Source organism: Ramlibacter sp. P4_H7, assembly GCF_056400765.1.
This window is the reverse complement of record NZ_JBFUKP010000001.1, coordinates 37,014-58,103: the sequence shown is the minus strand read 5'-3', so window position 1 is coordinate 58,103 and position 21,090 is coordinate 37,014. Positions and strand designations below refer to the sequence as shown.

General features: G+C 66.1%; 21 protein-coding genes. All 21 read left to right on the top strand.

What is annotated here, in order from left to right; translation table 11 throughout:
* Nucleotides 1-11: 11 nt before the first annotated feature.
* The 21 genes from AC1DSA_RS00310 (at nucleotide 12) to hisA (ending at nucleotide 21,090) form a co-directional block, all read left to right on the top strand.
* Nucleotides 12-563, top strand: a complete 552-nt coding sequence (locus AC1DSA_RS00310; RefSeq protein WP_477884883.1) for a DUF1415 domain-containing protein — start codon at nucleotides 12-14, stop codon at nucleotides 561-563.
* A complete protein-coding gene (locus AC1DSA_RS00305; RefSeq protein WP_477884881.1) occupies nucleotides 560-1,420 on the top strand; it encodes a class I SAM-dependent methyltransferase in 861 nt (286 codons plus the stop codon). The genes AC1DSA_RS00310 and AC1DSA_RS00305 overlap by 4 nt, the downstream gene beginning before the upstream one ends.
* Before the next feature lie 60 nt (nucleotides 1,421-1,480).
* Entirely contained in the window at nucleotides 1,481-2,179 is a 699-nt protein-coding gene (locus tag AC1DSA_RS00300) for a transposase (protein ID WP_477884879.1), read from the top strand.
* A gap of 115 nt (nucleotides 2,180-2,294) precedes the next feature.
* Nucleotides 2,295-7,025 (top strand): glutamate synthase-related protein, encoded by a 4,731-nt coding sequence (locus tag AC1DSA_RS00295; protein WP_477884877.1) that lies wholly within the window; start codon nucleotides 2,295-2,297, stop codon nucleotides 7,023-7,025.
* 21 nt (nucleotides 7,026-7,046) lie between these two features.
* Complete coding sequence (locus AC1DSA_RS00290; protein ID WP_477884875.1) at nucleotides 7,047-8,513, top strand: glutamate synthase subunit beta; 1,467 nt, start codon at nucleotides 7,047-7,049, stop codon at nucleotides 8,511-8,513.
* 112 nt (nucleotides 8,514-8,625) lie between these two features.
* Nucleotides 8,626-9,444, top strand: a complete 819-nt coding sequence (locus AC1DSA_RS00285; RefSeq protein ID WP_477884873.1) for an ABC transporter ATP-binding protein — start codon at nucleotides 8,626-8,628, stop codon at nucleotides 9,442-9,444.
* Complete coding sequence (gene mlaE / locus AC1DSA_RS00280) at nucleotides 9,441-10,223, top strand: lipid asymmetry maintenance ABC transporter permease subunit MlaE (protein ID WP_477884871.1); 783 nt, start codon at nucleotides 9,441-9,443, stop codon at nucleotides 10,221-10,223. The genes AC1DSA_RS00285 and mlaE overlap by 4 nt, the downstream gene beginning before the upstream one ends.
* Before the next feature lie 10 nt (nucleotides 10,224-10,233).
* Nucleotides 10,234-10,716 carry an outer membrane lipid asymmetry maintenance protein MlaD gene (gene mlaD, locus AC1DSA_RS00275; protein WP_477884869.1) on the top strand — a complete coding sequence of 161 codons (483 nt, stop codon included), beginning with the start codon at nucleotides 10,234-10,236 and terminating at the stop codon, nucleotides 10,714-10,716.
* A gap of 51 nt (nucleotides 10,717-10,767) precedes the next feature.
* Nucleotides 10,768-11,568 (top strand): MlaA family lipoprotein, encoded by an 801-nt coding sequence (locus AC1DSA_RS00270; protein WP_477884867.1) that lies wholly within the window; start codon nucleotides 10,768-10,770, stop codon nucleotides 11,566-11,568.
* Nucleotides 11,569-11,672: 104 nt separating this feature from the next.
* Nucleotides 11,673-12,320 (top strand): MlaC/ttg2D family ABC transporter substrate-binding protein, encoded by a 648-nt coding sequence (locus AC1DSA_RS00265; protein ID WP_477884865.1) that lies wholly within the window; start codon nucleotides 11,673-11,675, stop codon nucleotides 12,318-12,320.
* Nucleotides 12,321-12,324: 4 nt separating this feature from the next.
* A complete protein-coding gene (locus AC1DSA_RS00260; protein WP_477884863.1) occupies nucleotides 12,325-12,606 on the top strand; it encodes an STAS domain-containing protein in 282 nt (93 codons plus the stop codon).
* Between the two features lie 52 nt (nucleotides 12,607-12,658).
* Nucleotides 12,659-13,579 (top strand): ABC transporter ATP-binding protein, encoded by a 921-nt coding sequence (locus AC1DSA_RS00255; RefSeq protein WP_477884861.1) that lies wholly within the window; start codon nucleotides 12,659-12,661, stop codon nucleotides 13,577-13,579.
* Nucleotides 13,576-14,331: an ABC transporter permease gene (locus AC1DSA_RS00250; protein ID WP_477884859.1), complete on the top strand. Its 756-nt coding sequence runs from the start codon at nucleotides 13,576-13,578 to the stop codon at nucleotides 14,329-14,331. The genes AC1DSA_RS00255 and AC1DSA_RS00250 overlap by 4 nt, the downstream gene beginning before the upstream one ends.
* Nucleotides 14,332-14,344: 13 nt before the next feature.
* The gene (locus AC1DSA_RS00245) at nucleotides 14,345-14,587 is read left to right on the top strand and encodes a BolA family protein (protein WP_477884857.1); all 243 of its coding nucleotides are present in this window, start codon (nucleotides 14,345-14,347) and stop codon (nucleotides 14,585-14,587) included.
* A gap of 5 nt (nucleotides 14,588-14,592) precedes the next feature.
* Complete coding sequence (gene murA / locus AC1DSA_RS00240) at nucleotides 14,593-15,858, top strand: UDP-N-acetylglucosamine 1-carboxyvinyltransferase (protein WP_477884855.1); 1,266 nt, start codon at nucleotides 14,593-14,595, stop codon at nucleotides 15,856-15,858.
* Nucleotides 15,855-16,523: an ATP phosphoribosyltransferase gene (hisG, locus tag AC1DSA_RS00235; protein ID WP_477884853.1), complete on the top strand. Its 669-nt coding sequence runs from the start codon at nucleotides 15,855-15,857 to the stop codon at nucleotides 16,521-16,523. The genes murA and hisG overlap by 4 nt, the downstream gene beginning before the upstream one ends.
* Nucleotides 16,520-17,836, top strand: a complete 1,317-nt coding sequence (gene hisD / locus AC1DSA_RS00230) for a histidinol dehydrogenase (protein ID WP_477884851.1) — start codon at nucleotides 16,520-16,522, stop codon at nucleotides 17,834-17,836. The genes hisG and hisD overlap by 4 nt, the downstream gene beginning before the upstream one ends.
* A gap of 86 nt (nucleotides 17,837-17,922) precedes the next feature.
* Nucleotides 17,923-18,999 (top strand): histidinol-phosphate transaminase, encoded by a 1,077-nt coding sequence (gene hisC / locus AC1DSA_RS00225; protein WP_477884849.1) that lies wholly within the window; start codon nucleotides 17,923-17,925, stop codon nucleotides 18,997-18,999.
* Nucleotides 18,996-19,625, top strand: coding sequence for an imidazoleglycerol-phosphate dehydratase HisB (gene hisB, locus AC1DSA_RS00220; protein WP_477884847.1), 630 nt, complete (start codon nucleotides 18,996-18,998; stop codon nucleotides 19,623-19,625). The genes hisC and hisB overlap by 4 nt, the downstream gene beginning before the upstream one ends.
* A gap of 34 nt (nucleotides 19,626-19,659) precedes the next feature.
* Nucleotides 19,660-20,304, top strand: coding sequence for an imidazole glycerol phosphate synthase subunit HisH (hisH, locus tag AC1DSA_RS00215; RefSeq protein WP_477884845.1), 645 nt, complete (start codon nucleotides 19,660-19,662; stop codon nucleotides 20,302-20,304).
* Nucleotides 20,305-20,349: 45 nt separating this feature from the next.
* The gene (gene hisA / locus AC1DSA_RS00210; RefSeq protein WP_477884843.1) at nucleotides 20,350-21,090 is read left to right on the top strand and encodes a 1-(5-phosphoribosyl)-5-[(5-phosphoribosylamino)methylideneamino]imidazole-4-carboxamide isomerase; all 741 of its coding nucleotides are present in this window, start codon (nucleotides 20,350-20,352) and stop codon (nucleotides 21,088-21,090) included.

The following is a 21,090-nucleotide window of genomic DNA, read 5'->3' as shown; positions in this document are numbered from 1 at the left end:
TCACGACCGAGATGCCTACCGATCACATTGCGCTGGCCGACACGCGCCGCTGGCTGGAGCGCGCGGTGGTCGGGCTGAACCTGTGTCCCTTCGCGAAATCGGTGATGGTGAAGCATCAGGTGCATTTCGCCGTCACGGATGCTGACGATGCCCGTGGGGCACTGGAAGCGTTCGAGCGTGAGCTCGATGCGCTGGTTGCCACCGATGCGGTCTCCCGCGATACGACGCTGTTGGTCATCCCGAACGGCATGCACGACTTCCTGGCCTTCCTCGACCTCGCCAGCCGCGCCGAGCGCATGGTGCGCAAGCGTGGAATGGAAGGCGTGATCCAGGTGGCGCATTTCCATCCTCAGTTCGTTTTCGCCGGGGCCGACGACGACGACATCACGAATTGCACGAACCGCGCTCCGTATCCCACTCTGCACCTGCTGCGCGAGCAGAGCATCGATCGCGCGGTGGCGGCGTTTCCGGACGCCGCCGCGATCTACGAAGCCAACATGGAGGCGTTGCGCCGCCTGGGCCGCGAAGGCTGGGATGCGCTGGGCGTGGGAGCCACGCCATGAAGAAGGACGTCCGCGAGGAACTGGGCTTGCCGCCCGGCCAGTCGGTGGAGCTGCTGCAGGAACTGCACGTGGTCACTCGCGACGGTCGCATCAACCAGGACTCGCGGCGCAAGCTGAAACAGGTCCACCACCTGTACCAGTTCATCGAGAAGCTGCTGCTGGAGCTGCCGTCTGAAGGCGGCCGTCCCACGCTGGCCGATCACGGAGCAGGCAAGTCCTACCTCGGTTTCATCCTGTACGACCTGTTCTTCAAGCCGCGCGGCATCGGGCACATCTACGGCATCGAGACACGCGCCGAACTCGTGGAGAAGTCGCGGGATCTGGCACGTCGCCTGGGCTTCGAGCGCATGTCCTTCCTGCACCTGAGTGCGGCCGATGCCGCGGATGCTGCGCAGTTGCCGCAGAAGATCGACGTGGTGACGGCGCTGCATGCCTGTGACACGGCGACCGATGATGCGATCGCCTTCGGGCTGAAGAAGCAGGCGCAATTCATGGTCCTGGTGCCCTGTTGCCAGGCCGAGGTCGCCAGTTCGCTGCGGGAACACAAGGCTTTCGCACTTTCCCGGACGCCCCTTTCCGAGCTGTGGCGCCATCCCCTGCACACACGCGAGATCGGCAGCCAGGTCACCAACGTGCTGCGCTGCCTGTACCTGGAGGCGATGGGATACCAGGTCACCGTGACGGAACTGGTCGGATGGGAGCACTCGATGAAGAACGAGCTGATCCTCGCGCGCTGGACCGGACAGCGAAAGCGCAGCGCCGGCGAGCGGCTGCGTGCGATCCTGGCGGAGTTCGGGATCGGCGAACTGGAAGTGCGCCGTTTTCCTGGCTTGCCCGCGAAGGACGGCGAAGCCTAGTCGCCGCAGGCGCCACGAACGCCACGGCAATCGGGGTCAGGTTCGCCCTATCATGAACCGATGGCACGCCTCCCCCGCCTGACACTTTCCGGCCATCTTCACCACATCATCCAGCGCGGCAACAACCGCGAATCCATTTTCGTCGATGCCGCTGACGACGAACTGTTGCTGGGCTTGATCGACGAACATGCGCGCCAGCAGCGGGTGGCCGTCCACGCCTACGTGCTGATGGACAACCACTTCCACCTGCTCGCAACGCCCGAATCGGACGATGGCATTCCCCAGTTGATGCAGTCGGTGGGGCGCCGCTACGTGCGCAACTTCAACCTTCGCCATGGCCGGACGGGGACTCTCTGGGAAGGTCGTTACCGGTCCACCTTGATCCAGCCCGATCGATACCTTTTTCCCTGCATGGTTTACATGGACCTCAACCCGGTGCGATCCGGAAAGGTCTCCGAGCCGGGGGACTACCGGTGGTCGAGCTACGCGCATTACACGGGTCGGCAGATCGACAAGCTGATCACGCCGCATCCGCTGTACTGGCAGTTGGGCAACACCCCGTTTGCCAGGGACGAGGCGTACGTGGCCTTGGTGCATGCAGGCGTTGGCGAAAAAGAGAAGCATGCACTCACAGACTCCGCCTTGCGGGGCTGGGCGCTGGGGGATGCGGATTATGTTGCAGAGCTTCAACGCAGGACGGAGCGAAGGGTCGCGCGCGCCAAAGCAGGGCGGCCGAGAAAATTATCTGTCCCCAATTAAAGATATGAGATCTGCTCGCTGAATAAAATCAGGTTCTGACCCTAATTATTCTGCTTGGCAGCAGTGCTGCACTGCACTATCCTCGGGTTTCCCCTGAATTCCCGGAGTGCGCGCCATGACGACGGCTGCCGAAATCGCCCATTTGCAAGAACACGGCCTCTACACGGGCGCGAACGAACACGACGCCTGCGGCGTCGGCTTCGTCGCCCATATCAAGGGGGAGAAGAGCCACAACATCGTCCGCCAGGCATTGAAGATCCTGGAAAACCTCGACCACCGTGGCGCGGTCGGGGCCGACAAGCTGATGGGCGACGGCGCCGGCATCCTGGTGCAACTGCCGGATGCCTTGTACCGCGAGGAAATGGCCGCCCAGGGCGTCGAACTGCCGCCGCCAGGCGAATATGGCGTCGGCATGATCTTCCTGCCCAAGGAACACGCTTCGCGCCTCGCCTGCGAGCAGGAACTGGAGCGCGCCATCAAGGCCGAGGGCCAGGTGCTGCTGGGCTGGCGCGACGTTCCCGTGGACCGGGACATGCCCATGTCCCCCGCAGTGCGCGCCAAGGAGCCGATCATCCGCCAGATGTTCGTGGGACGCGGCACCGACGTGATCGTGCAGGACGCCCTGGAGCGCAAGCTGTACGTGATCCGCAAGACGGCCAGCGCCGCCATCCAGCGCCTGCGCCTGAAGCACAGCAAGGAATACTACGTCCCCAGCTTCTCCAGCCGAACCATCATCTACAAGGGCCTGCTGCTGGCCGACCAGGTGGGCGTGTACTTCAAGGACCTGCAGGACGCCCGTTGCGTGTCCGCCCTGGGTCTCGTGCACCAGCGGTTTTCCACAAACACCTTCCCGGAATGGCCGCTGGCCCACCCGTACCGTTACGTCGCCCACAACGGCGAGATCAACACGGTAAAAGGCAACTACAACTGGATGAAGGCGCGCGAAGGCGTGATGTCCTCGCCGGTGCTGGCCACCGACCTGAAGAAGCTCTACCCCATCAGCTTCGCTGACCAGTCCGACACGGCAACGTTCGACAACTGCCTCGAACTGCTGACGATGGCGGGCTACCCGCTCGCCCAGGCCGTGATGATGATGATCCCCGAGCCGTGGGAGCAGCACACGCTGATGGACGAGCGCCGCAAGGCCTTCTACGAATACCACGCGTCCATGCTGGAGCCCTGGGACGGCCCGGCCTCCATCGTGTTCACGGACGGCCGCCAGATCGGCGCCACGCTGGACCGCAACGGCCTGCGCCCCTCGCGCTACTGCGTCACCGACGACGACCTGGTGATCATGGCGTCCGAGTCCGGCGTGCTGCCGGTGCCGGAAAACAAGATCGTGCGCAAGTGGCGCCTGCAGCCCGGCAAGATGTTCCTGATCGACCTGGAGCAGGGCCGGATGATCGATGATGAGGAACTGAAGTCCTCGCTCGCCAACGCCAAGCCGTACAAGCAGTGGATCGAGAACCTGCGGATCAAGCTGGACGACCTGTCCGAGACTTCGGGCGACGCGCCCGCGGCGCAGGTGGAACTGCTCGACCGCCAGCAGGCCTTCGGCTACACGCAGGAAGACATCAAGTTCCTGATGGCGCCCATGGCCACCGCCGGCGAGGAGGGCATCGGCTCGATGGGCAACGACAGCCCGCTGGCCGTGCTGTCGGACAAGAACAAGCCGCTCTACAACTACTTCAAGCAGCTGTTCGCGCAGGTGACGAACCCGCCGATCGACCCGATTCGGGAAGCGATCGTGATGTCGCTCGTCTCCTTCATCGGCCCCAAGCCGAACCTGTTGGACATCAACCAGGTCAACCCGCCAATGCGGTTGGAAGTCAGCCAGCCCATCCTCGACTTCGCGGACATGCAGAAGCTGCGCGAAATCGAAAAGCACACGCACGGCAAGTTCCGCAGCTACACGCTGGACATCACCTACCCGCTGGCCTGGGGCCACGAAGGCGTCGAAGCCAAGCTGGCTTCGCTCAACGCGGAAGCCGTGGATGCGCTGCGCAGCGGCCACAACATCCTGATCATCAGCGACCGCGGTGTGTCGCCGACGCAGCTGGCGATTCCGGCCCTGCTGGCGCTGTCTTCCGTGCACCAGCACCTGATCCGCGAAGGACTGCGCACGACCGCCGGCCTGGTGGTCGAGACCGGGTCGGCGCGCGAAGTGCATCACTTCGGCGTGCTGGCCGGCTACGGCGCGGAAGCCGTGCACCCGTACCTGGCGATGGAGACGCTCGCGTCCATCCACCACGACCTGCCGGGCGACCTGTCGGCCGAGAAGGCGATCTACAACTACGTCAAGGCGATCGGCAAGGGCCTGTCGAAGATCATGTCCAAGATGGGCGTGTCCACGTACATGTCCTATTGCGGCGCCCAGCTGTTCGAGGCGATCGGCATCAACGGCGACGCGATCGAGAAGTACTTCACCGGCACCGCCAGCCGGGTCCAGGGCATCGGTGTGTTCGAAATCGCGGAGGAAGCGATTCGCCTGCACAAGGCGGCCTTCGGCAACGATCCCGTGCTCTCCTCGATGCTGGACGCCGGCGGCGAATACGCCTGGCGCACGCGCGGTGAGGAGCACATGTGGACGCCGGATGCGATCGCCAAGCTGCAGCACGCATCGCGCGCCAACAACTGGAACACGTACAAGGAATACGCCCAGATCATCAACGACCAGAGCCGCCGTCACATGACGCTGCGCGGCCTGTTCGAATTCAGGGTGGATCCGGCCAAGGCCATCCCGGTGGACGAGGTGGAGTCCGCCAAGGACATCGTCAAGCGCTTTGCCACGGGCGCCATGTCGCTGGGCTCGATCTCCACGGAAGCCCACGCCACGCTCGCCGTCGCCATGAACCGCATCGGCGGCAAGAGCAATACCGGTGAAGGCGGAGAGGATCCGGCGCGCTACCGGCAGGAGCTCAAGGGCATCCCGATCCAGACCGGCCAGACGATGGCGCAGATCATCGGCAAGGACGTGGTCGAAGTCGACATCCCGCTGCAGCAGGGCGACTCCCTGCGCTCGCGAATCAAGCAGGTGGCATCCGGCCGCTTCGGCGTGACGGCGGAGTACCTCGCGTCCTCCGACCAGATCCAGATCAAGATGGCGCAGGGCGCCAAGCCGGGCGAGGGCGGCCAGCTGCCCGGCGGCAAGGTGTCCAAGTACATCGGCAAGTTGCGCTACTCGGTGCCGGGAGTGGGGCTGATCTCGCCCCCGCCGCACCACGACATCTACTCGATCGAGGACCTGGCCCAGCTGATCCACGACCTGAAGAACGTCGCGACGCAAGCGACCATCAGCGTGAAGCTCGTGTCCGAAGTCGGCGTGGGCACCATCGCCGCGGGCGTTGCGAAATGCAAGGCCGACCACGTGGTGATCGCCGGCCATGACGGCGGCACGGGCGCCTCGCCCTGGTCTTCCATCAAGCATGCCGGCTCTCCCTGGGAGATCGGCCTGGCCGAGACCCAGCAGACCCTGGTGCTGAACCGCCTGCGCGGCCGCATCCGCGTGCAGGCCGACGGCCAGATGAAGACCGGCCGCGACGTCGTGATCGGGGCGCTGCTGGGCGCGGACGAGTTCGGCTTCGCCACCGCGCCGCTGGTGGTGGAAGGCTGCATCATGATGCGCAAGTGCCACCTGAACACCTGCCCGGTCGGCGTGGCCACGCAGGACCCGGTGCTGCGCAGGAAGTTCGCGGGCAAGCCCGAGCACGTGGTGAACTTCTTCTTCTTCATCGCCGAGGAAGTGCGCCAGATCATGGCGCAGCTGGGCATCCGCAAGTTCGACGAACTGGTGGGCCGTGCCGACCTGCTGGACATGAAGAAAGGCCTGTCGCACTGGAAGGCGCGCGGCCTGGACTTCAGCCGCCTGTTTGCGCAGCCCAAGGTGCCGGCCGACGTGCCCCGCTTCCACTGCGAAGAGCAGGACCACAAGCTCGAGAAGAGCCTCGACCGCGTGCTCATCGAGAAGTCGCGTGCGGCCATCGAGCGCGGCGAGAAGGTGCAGTTCATGGAACATGCACGCAACGTGAACCGTTCGGTCGGCGCCATGCTCTCCGGCGCGCTGACCAAGGTGCACCCGGAAGGATTGCCCGACGACACGCTGCGCATCCAGCTGGAAGGCACGGGCGGCCAATCCTTTGGCGCGTTCCTCGCCAGGGGCATCACGCTGTACCTGATCGGCGATGCCAACGACTACACCGGCAAGGGCCTGTCCGGCGGCAGGGTGGTGGTGCGCCCCAGCATCGACTTCCGCGGCGAAGCGACCAAGAACATCATCATCGGCAACACCGCGCTGTACGGTGCGACCTCGGGTGAGGCGTTCTTCAGCGGCGTCGCCGGCGAGCGCTTCGCCGTTCGCCTGTCCGGCGCCACGGCCGTCGTGGAAGGCACGGGCGACCACGGCTGCGAGTACATGACCGGTGGTACCGTGGCCGTGCTCGGCAAGACCGGCCGCAACTTCGCGGCCGGCATGTCCGGCGGCATTGCCTACGTGTACGACGAGGACGGCAAGTTCGCCAGCCGCTGCAACACCGCGATGGTCTCGTTGGAGCGCGTGGGCAGCACCGCGGAACAGCAGTCCGCCTCCGGCACCACCAAGCTGCACCGCGACCAGACGGACGAGGCGCTGCTGAAGAAACTGCTGGAAGACCACAACCGCTGGACCGGCAGCCGCCGCGCCCGCGAACTGCTGGACAACTGGGCCGAGTCGCGGATGAAGTTCGTGAAGGTATTCCCCAACGAATACAAGCGGGCGCTGGCCGAGATGCACGAGCGCGAGGTGGAACTGGCCAGCGTGGGCAACGATGCGCACGCCGCGCTGCAGCGCGAGCCGGCGCCGGCCAAGTAAGAGGACGAGGAAGAAACGACCATGGGAAAAGTCACCGGCTTCATGGAATTCGAGCGCGTCGAGGAGGGCTACAAGCCCATCCCCGAGCGCGTGAAGCACTACAAGGAATTCGTCGTCGGCCTCGATGACAAGCAGGCGAAGGTGCAAGCCGCACGCTGCATGGATTGCGGCACGCCCTTCTGCAACTCGGGCTGCCCCGTCAACAACGTCATTCCGGACTTCAACGACCTGGTTTACCAGCAGGATTGGCGCAACGCCTGGACGGTGCTGGACTCGACCAACAACTTCCCGGAGTTCACCGGCCGCATCTGCCCCGCTCCGTGCGAGGCGGCGTGCACGCTCAACTACAACGACGACCCGGTGGGCATCAAGTCGCTGGAACACGCGATCATCGACCGCGCCTGGGAGCATGGCTGGGTGCAGCCGCAGGTGCCGCGCATCAGGACGGGCAAGAAGGTCGCCGTGGTGGGGTCCGGCCCGGCCGGCATGGCGGCCGCGCAGCAGCTCGCGCGCGCCGGCCACGACGTGACGCTGTTCGAGAAGAACGATCGCATCGGCGGCCTGCTGCGCTACGGCATCCCCGACTTCAAGATGGAGAAGCACCACATCGACCGTCGTGTCGAGCAGATGAAGGCCGAGGGCGTGAGCTTCCGCACCGGTGTGATGGTGGGCGAACTGCCCAAGGGCTCCAAGGTCGCCAACTGGGCCAAGGAGACCGTCTCCCCGCAGCAGCTGCAGAAGGACTTCGACGCGGTGGTGCTCACCGGCGGCGCCGAGCAGTCGCGCGACCTGCCGGTTCCCGGCCGCGACCTCGATGGCATCCACTTCGCCATGGAGTTCCTGCCGCAGCAGAACAAGGTGAACGCGGGCGACAAGGTGAAGGGGCAGATCCGCGCCGACGGCAAGCACGTCATCGTGATCGGCGGCGGCGACACCGGCAGCGACTGCGTCGGCACCAGCAACCGCCACGGCGCCAGGAGCGTGCTGCAGTTCGAGCTCATGCCGATGCCGCCCGAGGAGGAGAACAAGGCGCTGACCTGGCCCTACTGGCCGTACAAGCTGCGGACATCGTCCTCGCACGAAGAGGGCTGCGAGCGCGAGTTCGCCGTCGCCACCAAGGAATTCCTGGGCGACAAGGGCAAGGTGACCGGCCTGAAGACGGTGAACGTGGAACTCAAGGACGGCAAGTTCGTCGAGATCCCGGGGACCGAAAAGGAATTCAAGGCCGATCTCGTGCTGCTGGCGATGGGCTTCGTGAACCCCGTGCAGACCATCCTCGACGGCTTCGGCGTGGAGAAGGATGGCCGCGGCAACGCGAAGGCCACGACCGATTTCAACGGCGGCTATGCGACCAATGTCCCCAAGGTGTTCGCCGCCGGCGACATGCGGCGCGGCCAGTCGCTGGTGGTCTGGGCGATCCGGGAAGGCCGGCAGGCGGCCCGTGCCGTCGATGAATTCCTGATGGGATTCAGCGACCTGCCGCGTTAAAGCCACAGCCGACGACAGGGCCGCCCATCGGGAGAGGGCTGCCCTCGGTAAAACCCCTATCATCCGGGGCTTCGCCAGCTTCCCGGCCGCATTGCGGCCTTTCCCCGAACGGATGACCGATCCCGAACCGACCGCGCTCGTCGAATGCCGGAACCTGAGCTTCGGCTACGGGGCGCGGCCCATCCTGGAGAACGTGAGCTTCACGGTTCCGCGGGGCAAGGTCACCGCGCTGATGGGTGCGTCCGGTGGCGGCAAGACCACCGTGCTGCGCCTGATCGGCGGACAGATCCGTCCGCAGTCCGGTGAACTGCTGTTCGACGGCGCGGACGTTCCCGCGCTCGACCGCGACGGGCTGTACCGCATCCGCCGCAGGATGGGCATGCTGTTCCAGTTCGGTGCGCTGTTCACGGACCTGAGCGTGTTCGACAACGTGGCGTTTCCCCTGCGCGAGCACGCCGGGCTTCCGGAAAGCCTGGTGCGCGACATCGTGCTCATGAAACTGAACGCCGTCGGCCTGCGCGGTGCGCGCGACCTGATGCCCAGCGAAGTGTCGGGCGGGATGGCGCGCCGCGTGGCGCTGGCGCGGGCGATCGCGCTCGATCCGGACCTGGTGATGTACGACGAGCCTTTCGCCGGCCTCGATCCCATTTCGCTGGGCACCGCAGCGCACCTGATCCGCCAGCTGAACGACACGCTGGGCATCACCAGCATCGTGGTCTCGCACGACCTGGAGGAAACCTTCCACATTGCCGACCAGGTGATCGTGCTGGCCAACGGCCGCGTCGCCGCGCAGGGCACGCCGGCGGAAGTGCGCAGCTCCAGCGATCCGCTGGTGCACCAGTTCGTGCATGCGCTTCCGGAAGGGCCGGTGCACTTCCACTACCCGGGCCCCAGCGTCCAGGACGATTTCAGCGAAGGTCTCGGGCGATGAGCTGGTGGAGTCCCTCCGACGTCGGATTCGCCGTGCGCAGCAAGCTGGCCGACATCGGCCATGCCGCCAAGCTGCTGGCGCGCCTGTTCGCGCTCGTCGGCAGCAGCCTGGCCCGCGGCAGGCTGGTCCGCGACCAGATCCATTTCCTGGGCAACTATTCGCTGGCGATCATTGGCGTGTCCGGCCTGTTCGTCGGGTTCGTGCTCGCGCTGCAGGGCTACTACATCCTGCAGCGCTACGGCTCGTCCGAAGCGCTGGGCCTCATGGTGGCGCTGAGCCTGGTGCGCGAGCTCGGGCCGGTGATCACGGCGCTGCTGTTCGCCGGCCGCGCGGGCACTTCCCTCACGGCCGAGATCGGTCTGATGAAGGCCGGAGAGCAACTCTCGGCCATGGAGATGATGGCCGTGGACCCGGTGCAGCGCATCCTGGCGCCGCGATTCTGGGGTGGTGTGTTCGTCATGCCCTTGCTCGTGGCCGTGTTCAGCGCAGTGGGCATTCTGGGCGGCTGGATCGTCGGCGTGCTGATGATCGGCGTCGACCCGGGCGCCTTCTGGAGCCAGATGCAGGGGGGCGTGGACGTGTTCAAGGACGTCGGCAACGGCGTCATCAAGAGCCTGGTGTTCGGCATCGCCGTGACCTTCGTGGCGGTCCTGCAAGGTTACGAGGCGCGGCCCACGCCCGAGGGCGTGTCCCGCGCCACCACCCGCACCGTGGTGGTGGCCTCGCTGGCCGTGCTCGGGCTCGATTTCGTGCTGACCGCGATGATGTTCAGCATCTAGGAGAAACAAGATGGAGCGCAACAAGAACGACGTCTGGGTGGGACTCTTCGTCCTCATCGGCGCCGCCGCGCTGGTGTTCCTGGCGCTGCAGGCGGCCAACCTGCTCACGCTGAGCTTCCAGCCTACTTACCGGTTGGCCGCGAAGTTCGACAACATCGGGGGCCTGAAGCCACGGGCTGCGGTGAAGAGCGCAGGCGTGGTGGTCGGGCGCGTGGAATCCATCGCCTTCGACGGCAAGTCCTTCCAGGCGCTGGTCACCCTTACCCTGGAGACCCGATACCAGTTCCCGAAGGACAGCTCGCTGAAGGTGCTGACGAGCGGACTGCTGGGTGAACAGTACGTAGGCATCGAGGCAGGAGCCGACGACAAGAACCTCGTGGCTGGCGATACCATAACGACCACGCAATCCGCAGTCGTGCTCGAGAACCTCATCGGCCAGTTTCTCTACAACAAGGCCGCTGAAGGGCCGGCTGCGGGAACGACCAAGAAATAAGAAATGAGAAATGCCGGGTTTCTGCGCGCTCTTGCCGCGCTGACAGTAGCTTTGTCGCTTGGACTCCTGGGTGGATGCGCCACCACGAAGGGCCGCACGCTCGCGCGCGATCCCTGGGAACCCCTCAACCGGGAACTCCAGAGCTTCAACGAGGGCTTCGACAACCTCCTGCTGCGGCCGGTCGCGGTGTTCTACGTGGACAACGTGCCGGCGCTGGTGCGCACCGGCGTGTCCAACTTCTTCAACAACGCGAGCGATGCCTGGTCCGCCTTCAACAGCCTGCTGCAGGGCCGCCTGCAGGATGCCGAAGAAAACTTCGCGCGCTTCCACGTCAACACCATGTTCGGGGTGCTGGGCCTCTTCGACGTGGCCAGCGACCTGAACATCGAGAGGCACCGCGAGGACTTTGGCCAGACGCTGGGTCGCTGGGGCGTCCCGGCGGGTCCCTACCTGGTGATCCCGTTCTACGGTCCTTCCACAGTGCGCGACGCCTTCTCGCTCTACGTCGACCGTCGCTACGACGTCATCCGCCAGATCAACGACATCGACACGCGCCATATCGCGCAGGGCCTGTTCACCATCGACCGCCGCGCGAACCTTCTTCGCACCGTCGACGTGCTGCAAGGTGCTGCCATCGATCGGTACGCGTTCACCCGGGACGCCTACCTGCAGTTCCGGCGCGCGTCGATCGACGACCAGGGCAAGGAGGACATCCCGCCGCCCCTGCCCGATGAATCCGGCGACACGCCGCCAGGCACCGCTCCCGCCGCGCCCGCCCCTGCGCCTCAAAGGCCGCAGCCGGCTCCAGCCGAGCCGCCACCAGCGCAGCCACAGCCCGCTCCTCCCCAGTGAGGTTGCAAGCTGTTGCTTTCGTACCCGCTCAAGCGGAAACCCCGCACCCCCGTCGAGTTCCAATGGGGAAGCCCGGGCCCCGGCCCGGTTGAAAGGATAGAGAGATGAAGAGACGTTCCCTGGGCCGGATGGCCGCCGCGGTGCTTGCCGCGGGACTGATGGCCGGTGCATGGCCACTCGCGCAGGCAGCCGACGAGGCGCCCGACGCCATGATCAAGCGGCTGTCCGACGATGTGCTCACGACCATCAAGACCGACAAGCAGGTGCGATCCGGCGACTTCAATCACATCATCGCCGTGGTCGACGCCAAGATCATGCCCAACGTGAACTTCCAGCGCATGACGTCGTCCGCCGTCGGGCCGGCATGGCGTGAAGCCACGCCGGAACAGCGCAAGCGCCTGCAGGAAGAATTCAAGCTGCTGCTGGTGCGGACCTATGCGGGCGCGCTGTCGCAGGTGTCGGACGAGACCATTTCGATGAAGCCGCTGCGCGGCGAACCGACCGACAACGACGTCGTCGTGCGCACCGAGGTGCGCGGCCGCGGCGATCCGATCCAGCTGGATTACCGGCTCGAGCGCACGCCGGGCCAGGGCACCGGCTGGAAGATCTACAACCTCAACGTGCTGGGCGTGTGGCTGGTCGAGACCTATCGCAGCCAGTTCACGCAGGAGGTGAACGCCAAGGGCATCGATGGCCTCATCGCCTCCATCGCGGAGCGCAACAAGGCCAACGCCTCCGGGAAGAAGAGCTGACACCGTGCTGGTGCTGCCCGCAGAATTGATGCACGAACAGGCCACGGCATGCTGCCGAATGCTGGCGCAGGCCCTGCGGTCGGAATCCGGCAAGCTGGCGGTGGCCGATGCCTCGGCGCTGCGTCACTTCGACTCCTCGGCGCTGGCGGTGCTGCTGGAGTGCCGCCGGGAGGCCCTTGCCCTCGGCAAGACCTTTGCCGTCAGCCAGCTGCATCCGAGGCTGCGCGCCCTTGCCACCCTCTATGGGGTGGGCGAACTGCTCCCCGAGACCACGGCGGCGGCCTAGTTCCCGCGCCCGGGCGTGGGCGAACCCCGGCCGCTAAAATGGCAGGTTGCCCATGCCCGCCATTTCCTTCCAGTCCGTCTCCAAGACCTACAGCACCCCGCGCGGCAGCTTCAAGGCCCTCGACGGCGTCAGCTTCGATATCCAGGAGGGCGAGTTCTTCGGCCTGCTCGGTCCCAATGGGGCAGGGAAGACCACCCTCATCAGCATCCTCGCGGGCCTGGTTCGCGCCAGCTCCGGTTCCGTGGTCGTGCGCGGCAGCGACGTGCAGAAGCAGTACGCCCAGGCGCGCCGCCAGCTGGGAGTGGTGCCCCAGGAGCTCGTGTTCGATCCTTTCTTCACGGTGCGCGAGGCGCTGCGCATCCAGTCCGGCTACTTCGGCGTTAAGAACAACGACGCATGGATCGATGAACTCCTGTCCAGCCTCGGGCTGGCCGACAAGGCGACCTCCAACATGCGCCAGCTCTCCGGCGGCATGAAGCGCCGGGTGCTGGTCGCGCAGGCGCTGGTGCACCGGCCGCCCGTGATCGTGCTCGACGAGCCGACGGCGGGCGTCGACGTGGAATTGCGCCAGACCCTGTGGCAGTTCATCGCCAGGCTCAATCGCGAAGGCCACACGGTCCTGCTCACCACGCACTACCTGGAAGAAGCGGAAGCGCTTTGCAGCCGCATCGCCATGTTGAAGGCCGGCAAGGTCGTCGCCCTCGAGCGCACCAGCGAACTGCTGCAGGCCGCGTCGAGCAACGTGCTGCGCTTCAAGGTCGATGGCGCGCTGCCACGCGCCTTCGAAGGCAAGGCGCGGGTGACCGGCCGCATCGTGCAGCTTCCTGCGCACGACGCCCACGAGATCGAGCAGCACCTGGCGGTCATCCGCGAAGCCGGCCTGCGCGTCGAGGACGTGGAGATCCGCAAGGCGGACCTCGAGGACGTGTTCCTGGACGTCATGGCCGCCGGGCGGGCGGAGGCTCCCACATGACCGGCTGGCAGACGCTCCTGTACAAGGAAGTGCTGCGCTTCTGGAAGGTGGGATTCCAGACCGTGGCGGCTCCGGTCCTCACCGCGCTGCTGTACCTCCTGATCTTCGGCCACGTGCTGTCCGACCGCGTGAAGGTGTACGACACCATCAGCTACACGGCGTTCCTGGTGCCAGGGCTGGTGATGATGAGCGTGCTGCAGAACGCCTTCGCCAACAGTTCGTCCTCCCTGATCCAGAGCAAGATCATGGGCAACCTGGTGTTCGTGCTGCTCACGCCGCTGTCGCACTGGAGCTGGTTCATTGCCTACGTCGGCTCCTCGATGGCGCGCGGCCTGTGCGTGGGGCTCGGCGTGTTCCTCGTGACGGCGTGGTTCGCGCACGTGAGCTTCGTCGCGCCGCTGTGGATCCTGGTGTTCGCGGTGCTGGGAGCCGCCATGCTCGGCGCGCTAGGGCTGATCGCCGGCCTCTGGGCCGAAAAGTTCGACCAGATGGCCGCGTTCCAGAATTTCATCATCATGCCGATGACGTTCCTGTCCGGCGTCTTCTATTCCATCCATTCCCTGCCCGAGTTCTGGCAGCGGGTTTCCCACCTCAATCCGTTCTTCTACATGATCGACGGATTCCGCTACGGCTTCTTCGGCGTGAGCGATGTCTCGCCCTGGCTCAGCCTGGGGATCGTCGGCAGCGCCATGCTGCTGGTGAGCGCCGTGGCGGTGCACCTGCTGCGCATCGGCTACAAGATCCGCGGCTGAGAAGGACCTTTCCATGACTGCCGACGACCTGCGTTCCATCATCGCTTCCGGCCTGGCCTGCGATCACATCGAAGTCGAGGGGGACGGCCGCCACTGGTCGGCGGTCATCGTGTCAGCCGAGTTCGCCGGTTTGCGTCCTATCCAGAGGCACCAGCGGGTCTACCGGACGCTCGGTGGGAGAATGCACAACGACGAGGTGCATGCCTTGTCGATGAAGACATTCACGCCCGCGGAATGGGCGGCACTTCCTCACTAAGGCCCATGGACAAGCTCTTGATTCGCGGCGGCCGGCCGCTGCACGGCGAAGTGCGTATTTCCGGCGCGAAGAATGCCGCACTGCCCGAACTGTGCGCGGCGCTGCTCACGCCCGATGCCGTGACGCTGCAGAACATCCCGCGCCTGCAGGACGTGGCGACGATGCTCAAGCTCATCCGCAACATGGGAGCGACGGCGGAATTCAGTCCCGACGGCACGGTGGTGATCGCGTCGAAGGATCTGCACTTTCCCGAGGCGCCCTACGAGATGGTGAAGACCATGCGCGCCGCGGTGCTGGCACTCGGGCCGCTGCTGGCGCGATTCGGCGAGGCGACGGTGTCGCTGCCCGGCGGCTGCGCGATCGGCGCCCGACCGGTGGACCAGCACATCAAGGGCCTGCAGAAGATGGGCGCCGAGATCGTGATCGAGCACGGCTACATGATCGCCAAGCTGCCCAAGGGTTGGACGCGGCTGAAGGGCGCGCACATCCGCACCGACATGATCACGGTGACCGGCACCGAGAACTTCATGATGGCGGCGGCCCTGGCCGAGGGCGAGACGATCCTGGAGAACCCGGCGATGGAGCCGGAGATCACCGACCTGGGCGACATGCTCAACGCCATGGGCGCGAAGGTCCAGGGCCACGGCACCGGGCGCATCCGGATCATGGGCGTGGAGAAGCTGCATGGCGCGACGCACAAGGTGGTGGCGGACCGCATCGAATGCGGCACCTTCCTGTGCGCCGTCGCGGCCACGGGGGGCGACGTGTTCCTGCAGGACGGCCGCGCCGAGCATCTGGGCGCCGTGATCGACCTGCTGATCGCCGCGGGCGCGAAGGTGGAGCCCGTCAAGGGCGGCATTCGGGTGCACTCGGAGGGCCGGCTGCACGCCCAGAGCTTCAAGACCACCGAGTACCCCGGTTTTCCCACCGACATGCAGGCTCAGTTCATGGCGCTCAACTGCATTTCCGAGGGCGACGCCAAGATTTCCGAGACCATCTTCGAGAACCGCTTCATGCACGTCAGCGAGCTGATGCGCATGGGCGCGCGCATCGACGTCGACGGCAAGGTAGCCATCACGCACGGCGTGGAAAGCCTGTCGGGCGCGATCGTCATGGCGACGGACCTGCGCGCGTCCGCCAGCCTGGTGATCGCCGGCCTGGTCGCCGATGGCGAAACCATGGTCGATCGGATTTACCATCTCGACCGTGGCTACGAACAGATGGAAGCCAAGCTGCGCGCGCTCGGCGCCGAAATCGAAAGAGTGACATGACGCCTGCGGGTCGACCCGCCCTGACCCTGGCCCTCTCCAAGGGCCGCATCTTCGACGAGACCCTGCCCCTCTTGAAGGCCGCGGGGATCGAGGTGCTGGAAGACCCAGAAAAGTCCCGCAAGCTGATCATCGGCACCACCAACCCCGACCTGCGCGTCGTGCTGGTGCGGGCCTCGGATGTCCCCACGTACGTGCAGTACGGTGGCGCCGACCTGGGCGTCACGGGCAAGGACACGCTGATCGAACACGGCGGCCAGGGCCTGTACCAGCCGCTGGACCTGCGGATTGCCAAGTGCCGCGTCAGCGTGGCGGTGCGTTCCGACTTCGACTACGCCAGCGCGGTGCGCCAGGGATCACGCCTGAAGGTGGCCACCAAGTATGTCGGCATCGCGCGCGACTTCTTCGCCGCCAAGGGCGTGCACGTGGACCTGATCAAGCTCTACGGTTCCATGGAGCTCGCGCCCCTGACGGGACTGGCCGATGCGATCGTCGACCTCGTCTCCACCGGTGGGACGCTCAAGGCCAACAACCTGGTGGAGGTCGAGCGCATCATGGACATCAGCTCGCGGCTGGTGGTCAACCAGGCGGCGCTGAAGCTCAAGCAGGAACCGATCCGCCACCTGATCGACGTGTTCGCGCGAACCGTTGCTGCCGCTGCCCGATGACCGCCTCCGCCCGCCCCCTGCGTCTTGCCACCACCGACAGCGGCTTCGATGCCGCCCTGGCGGCGCGGCTGCATTGGTCCGCGGACACGGATGCGGGCATCGAACAGGCAGTGGCGGGGATCCTGGCCGATGTGCGGACGCGCGGCGATGCGGCGGTGCTGGAGTACACGAACCGGTTCGATATGCAGGCCGGCTCGATGGCGGATCTGCAATTGCATCCCCGTGAGCTCGCGGCGGCCTTCGCGAGCCTGCCCGCGAAGCAGCGTGGCGCCCTGGAAAGCGCAGCCGCCCGGGTGCGCAGCTACCACGAGGCGCAGAAGAAGGCGAGCGGCGAGAGCTGGAGCTACCGCGATGCCGACGGCACCCTGCTGGGGCAGAAGGTGACCCCGCTCGACCGCGTCGGCATCTACGTGCCTGGCGGCAAGGCGGCCTATCCCTCGTCGGTGCTGATGAACGCCATCCCGGCGCAGGTCGCGGGTGTGGGCGAGATCGTCATGGTGGTGCCCACCCCGCGCGGTGAGCGGAACCCGCTGGTGCTGGCGGCCGCCCACGTGGCGGGCGTGACGCGCGCGTTCACCATCGGCGGCGCCCAGGCAGTCGGGGCGCTGGCCTATGGCACGCAGACCGTGCCGCGCGTCGACAAGATCACTGGCCCCGGCAACGCGTACGTGGCGGCGGCCAAGCGCCGCGTGTTCGGCCAGGTGGGGATCGACATGATCGCCGGCCCCAGCGAGATCCTGGTGCTGGCCGACGGCACGACGCCCGCCGACTGGGTGGCCATGGACCTGTTCTCCCAGGCGGAGCACGACGAACTGGCGCAGAGCATCCTCTTGTGCCCGGACGCGGATTACATCGAAAAGGTGCAACAGGCGATCGACCGGATGCTGCCGGAGATGCTGCGTGCCGAAATCATTGCCAAGTCGCTCAACGGGCGCGGCGCCCTGATCCACACCCGCAGCCTGGAAGAGGCCTGCGAGATCAGCAACCGCATCGCGCCGGAACACCTCGAGATCGCGAGCAGCGACCCGCACCGCTGGGAGCCGCTGCTGCGCCACGCCGGGGCGATCTTCCTGGGCGCCTACACGAGCGAGTCGCTGGGCGACTACTGCGCGGGTCCCAACCACGTCCTGCCCACCAGTACCACGGCGCGTTTCTCCAGCCCGCTGGGCGTGTACGACTTCCAGAAACGCAGCAGCCTGATCGAGGTGAGCGAGGCGGGCGCGCAGACCCTGGGCACCATCGCCGCCGAACTGGCCTATGGCGAGGGCCTGCAGGCCCACGCCCGTGCGGCAGAGCTCCGACTGAAGCGTTAGTATTGGCGGGCGGCTCGTCCGGCCGCATCCGTCCCGTTTCCCCCCAACCTCCAGCGTCCGCAGGTCGGACCGATTCCTTCATCGCCATGAGTGCCACCCTGGACCGACTGATCGCCACCCGTATCCGGCAGGACGTCCAGTCCATGCATGCCTATGCGATCCAGGACTCCCGGGGCATGGTCAAGCTGGACGCCATGGAGAACCCGCACCGGTTGCCGGCGGCGTTGCAGAAGGAGCTGGGCGAGCGGCTGGCGGCCGTGGCCCTGAACCGCTATCCGGGCGAGCGCATCGACGAACTGCGTGCCGCGCTGGCGCGCCATGCCCGGCTGCCCGCCGGCTTCGGCCTGATGCTGGGCAATGGCTCGGATGAACTGATTTCCCTGCTGGCGCTGGCCTGCGACGTGCCCGGCGCCACCATCCTGGCGCCGCTTCCGGGCTTCGTGATGTACGCCATGAGCGCGCAGTTGCAGGGCCTGAAGTTCGTGGGCGTGGACCTCACGCCTGATTTCGAGCTGGACGAGAAAGCCATGCTCGATGCGATCGCGCTGCACCAGCCGGCCATCGTCTACCTGGCCTATCCGAACAACCCCACCGCCAATCTCTGGAACGACGACACGATCGAGAAGATCGTGCAGGCAGCGCCCGGCCTGGTGGTGCTCGACGAGGCGTACCAGCCTTTCGCCAGCCGCAGCTACCTGGACCGCGTCACCCGGCACGAGCACGTGCTGCTGATGCGCACGCTCAGCAAGTTCGGGCTGGCCGGCGTGCGCATCGGCTACATGATGGGTCCCGAGCAGCTGGTCGCGCAGATCGACAAGGTCCGGCCGCCCTACAACGTGAGCGTGCTCAACGCCGAAGCGGCGCTGTTCGCCCTGGAGCACGAGGACGTGTTCGTCGCCCAGGCGACGGAATTGAAGCGTGAGCGCGGGCGCATCCAGAGGGCGCTCCAGGAAATGGGCGTCCAGTCCTGGCCGAGCGATGCCAACATGGTGCTGGTCCGCGTGGCGGATCCGGTGCGCAGCTTCGAAGGCATGAGGGCTCGCAAGGTGCTCGTCAAGAACGTTTCTAAAATGCACCCATTGCTGGCCGGGTGCCTGCGCCTGACCGTCGGCACCGCCGACGAGAACACGCAGATGCTCTCTGCCCTGCAGTCCACCCTATGACCACTCCCTCCGACCCGCGGAACGAAACTGGAAGCCCCCTCCGGCAAGCGGAGGTGACCCGCAACACTGCCGAAACGCAGATCACCGCGCGCGTCAACCTGGACGGCACAGGCCAGGCGAAGCTCGCCACCGGCATCGGGTTTTTCGACCACATGCTGGACCAGATCGCCCGGCACGGGCTGATCGACCTCGAGATCGAAGCCAAGGGCGATCTGCACATCGACGGCCACCACACGGTGGAGGACGTGGGCATCACCCTGGGGCAGGCCGTCTACAAGGCCGTCGGCGACAAGAGGGGCATCCGCAGGTACGGCCATGCCTACGTGCCGCTGGACGAAGCGCTGTCGCGCGTGGTCATCGATTTCTCGGGCCGTCCCGGCCTCATCATGAACGTGCCGTTCAAGAGCGGCATGATCGGCACCTTCGACACGCAGCTCGCGCACGAGTTCTTCCAGGGCTTCGCGAACCACGCCTTCGTCACCCTGCACGTGGACAACCTGCGCGGCGAGAACGCGCACCACCAGTGCGAGACCGTTTTCAAGGCTTTCGCCCGTGCGTTGCGCGCGGCGCTGGAGCTCGATCCGCGCGCGGCCGGCACCATCCCGTCGACGAAGGGAAGCCTTTGAGCCCGAGCCTGGCGCAAGGAACCAAGGTGGTCGCGTGAGCACGGTGGCGGTGGTCGACTACGGGATGGGCAACCTGCGATCGGTCTCGCAGGCGGTCCTGCACGTGGCGCAGGGCAGCGGCGTGACGGCGGTCGTGACCTCGCGCCCCGAGGACGTGCGCGCCGCCGAACGCGTGGTGCTGCCGGGGCAGGGCGCAATGCCGGACTGCATGCGCGAACTGCGCGAGTCGGGCCTGCTGGAGTCCGTGCTGGAGGCCGCGGCGACCAAGCCGCTGTTCGGCGTGTGCGTGGGCATGCAGATGCTTCTCGATCGCAGCGAGGAAGGACCTACCCATGGCCTGGGTCTCATTCATGGCGAAGTGGTGCGTTTCCAGCTGGAAGGACAGCACCAGCCGGATGGCAGCCGCTACAAGGTGCCCCAGATGGGGTGGAACCGGGTGCGCCAGGCGCAGCCCCACGCGATGTGGGCCGGCGTGCCGGACGAAAGCTGGTTCTACTTCGTGCATTCCTTCTATGCGAAGCCGTCGGACCCGCGCCACAGCGTCGGCGAGTCCGAATACGGCGTTCGCTTTACCTGCGCCGTGGCCCGCGATAATATTTTTGCGACCCAGTTCCACCCCGAGAAAAGCGCCGACCAGGGCCTCACGCTGTACCGCAACTTCCTCCACTGGACACCCTGAAGCCCACCGGGTCGCACCCGCGAGCCGCCTTCCTCCACCTTCCCCATGCTGCTGATTCCCGCAATCGACCTGAAAGACGGCCACTGTGTACGCCTGAAGCAGGGCGACATGGACCAGGCGACCACCTTCAGCGAGGACCCCGCCGCCATGGCGCGGACCTGGCTGCAGAAGGGCGCCCGGCGCCTGCACCTGGTGGACCTCAATGGCGCCTTCGCCGGCAAGCCGCAGAATTTTTCCGCGGTGCGCTCCATCCTGAAGGCCGTGGGCGACGACATCCCGGTGCAGCTCGGTGGCGGCATCCGGGACCTGGACACCATCGAGAAGTACATCGACGGCGGGCTGCGCTACGTGATCATCGGCACGGCGGCCGTGAAAAATCCCGGATTCCTGAAGGACGCCTGCACGGCCTTCGGCGGCCACATCATCGTCGGCCTCGATGCGAAGGACGGCAAGGTGGCCACCGACGGCTGGAGCAAACTGACCGGCCACGAAGTCGTCGACCTGGCCAAGAAGTTCGAGGACTGGGGCGTCGAGTCCATCATCTACACCGACATCGGCCGCGACGGCATGCTGACGGGCATCAACGTGGACGCCACCGTGAAGCTCGCTCAGGCGCTCACCATCCCGGTCATCGCCTCCGGCGGCCTGTCCTCCATGAAGGACATCGAGGACCTGTGCGCGGTGGAAGACGAAGGCATCGAGGGCGTGATCTGCGGGCGCGCCATCTACTCCGGTGACCTCGATTTCGCCAAGGCGCAGTCCCGGGCCGACGAACTGGGCGGCTGA

Coding starts and splice junctions, on each gene's coding strand:
- AC1DSA_RS00310 (WP_477884883.1), top strand. CDS start 12: ATGCCTACCGATCACATTGCGCTGGCCGACACGCGCCGCTGGCTGGAG.
- AC1DSA_RS00305 (WP_477884881.1), top strand. CDS start 560: ATGAAGAAGGACGTCCGCGAGGAACTGGGCTTGCCGCCCGGCCAGTCG.
- AC1DSA_RS00300 (WP_477884879.1), top strand. CDS start 1,481: ATGGCACGCCTCCCCCGCCTGACACTTTCCGGCCATCTTCACCACATC.
- AC1DSA_RS00295 (WP_477884877.1), top strand. CDS start 2,295: ATGACGACGGCTGCCGAAATCGCCCATTTGCAAGAACACGGCCTCTAC.
- AC1DSA_RS00290 (WP_477884875.1), top strand. CDS start 7,047: ATGGGAAAAGTCACCGGCTTCATGGAATTCGAGCGCGTCGAGGAGGGC.
- AC1DSA_RS00285 (WP_477884873.1), top strand. CDS start 8,626: ATGACCGATCCCGAACCGACCGCGCTCGTCGAATGCCGGAACCTGAGC.
- mlaE (WP_477884871.1), top strand. CDS start 9,441: ATGAGCTGGTGGAGTCCCTCCGACGTCGGATTCGCCGTGCGCAGCAAG.
- mlaD (WP_477884869.1), top strand. CDS start 10,234: ATGGAGCGCAACAAGAACGACGTCTGGGTGGGACTCTTCGTCCTCATC.
- AC1DSA_RS00265 (WP_477884865.1), top strand. CDS start 11,673: ATGAAGAGACGTTCCCTGGGCCGGATGGCCGCCGCGGTGCTTGCCGCG.
- AC1DSA_RS00255 (WP_477884861.1), top strand. CDS start 12,659: ATGCCCGCCATTTCCTTCCAGTCCGTCTCCAAGACCTACAGCACCCCG.
- AC1DSA_RS00250 (WP_477884859.1), top strand. CDS start 13,576: ATGACCGGCTGGCAGACGCTCCTGTACAAGGAAGTGCTGCGCTTCTGG.
- AC1DSA_RS00245 (WP_477884857.1), top strand. CDS start 14,345: ATGACTGCCGACGACCTGCGTTCCATCATCGCTTCCGGCCTGGCCTGC.
- murA (WP_477884855.1), top strand. CDS start 14,593: ATGGACAAGCTCTTGATTCGCGGCGGCCGGCCGCTGCACGGCGAAGTG.
- hisG (WP_477884853.1), top strand. CDS start 15,855: ATGACGCCTGCGGGTCGACCCGCCCTGACCCTGGCCCTCTCCAAGGGC.
- hisD (WP_477884851.1), top strand. CDS start 16,520: ATGACCGCCTCCGCCCGCCCCCTGCGTCTTGCCACCACCGACAGCGGC.
- hisC (WP_477884849.1), top strand. CDS start 17,923: ATGAGTGCCACCCTGGACCGACTGATCGCCACCCGTATCCGGCAGGAC.
- hisB (WP_477884847.1), top strand. CDS start 18,996: ATGACCACTCCCTCCGACCCGCGGAACGAAACTGGAAGCCCCCTCCGG.
- hisA (WP_477884843.1), top strand. CDS start 20,350: ATGCTGCTGATTCCCGCAATCGACCTGAAAGACGGCCACTGTGTACGC.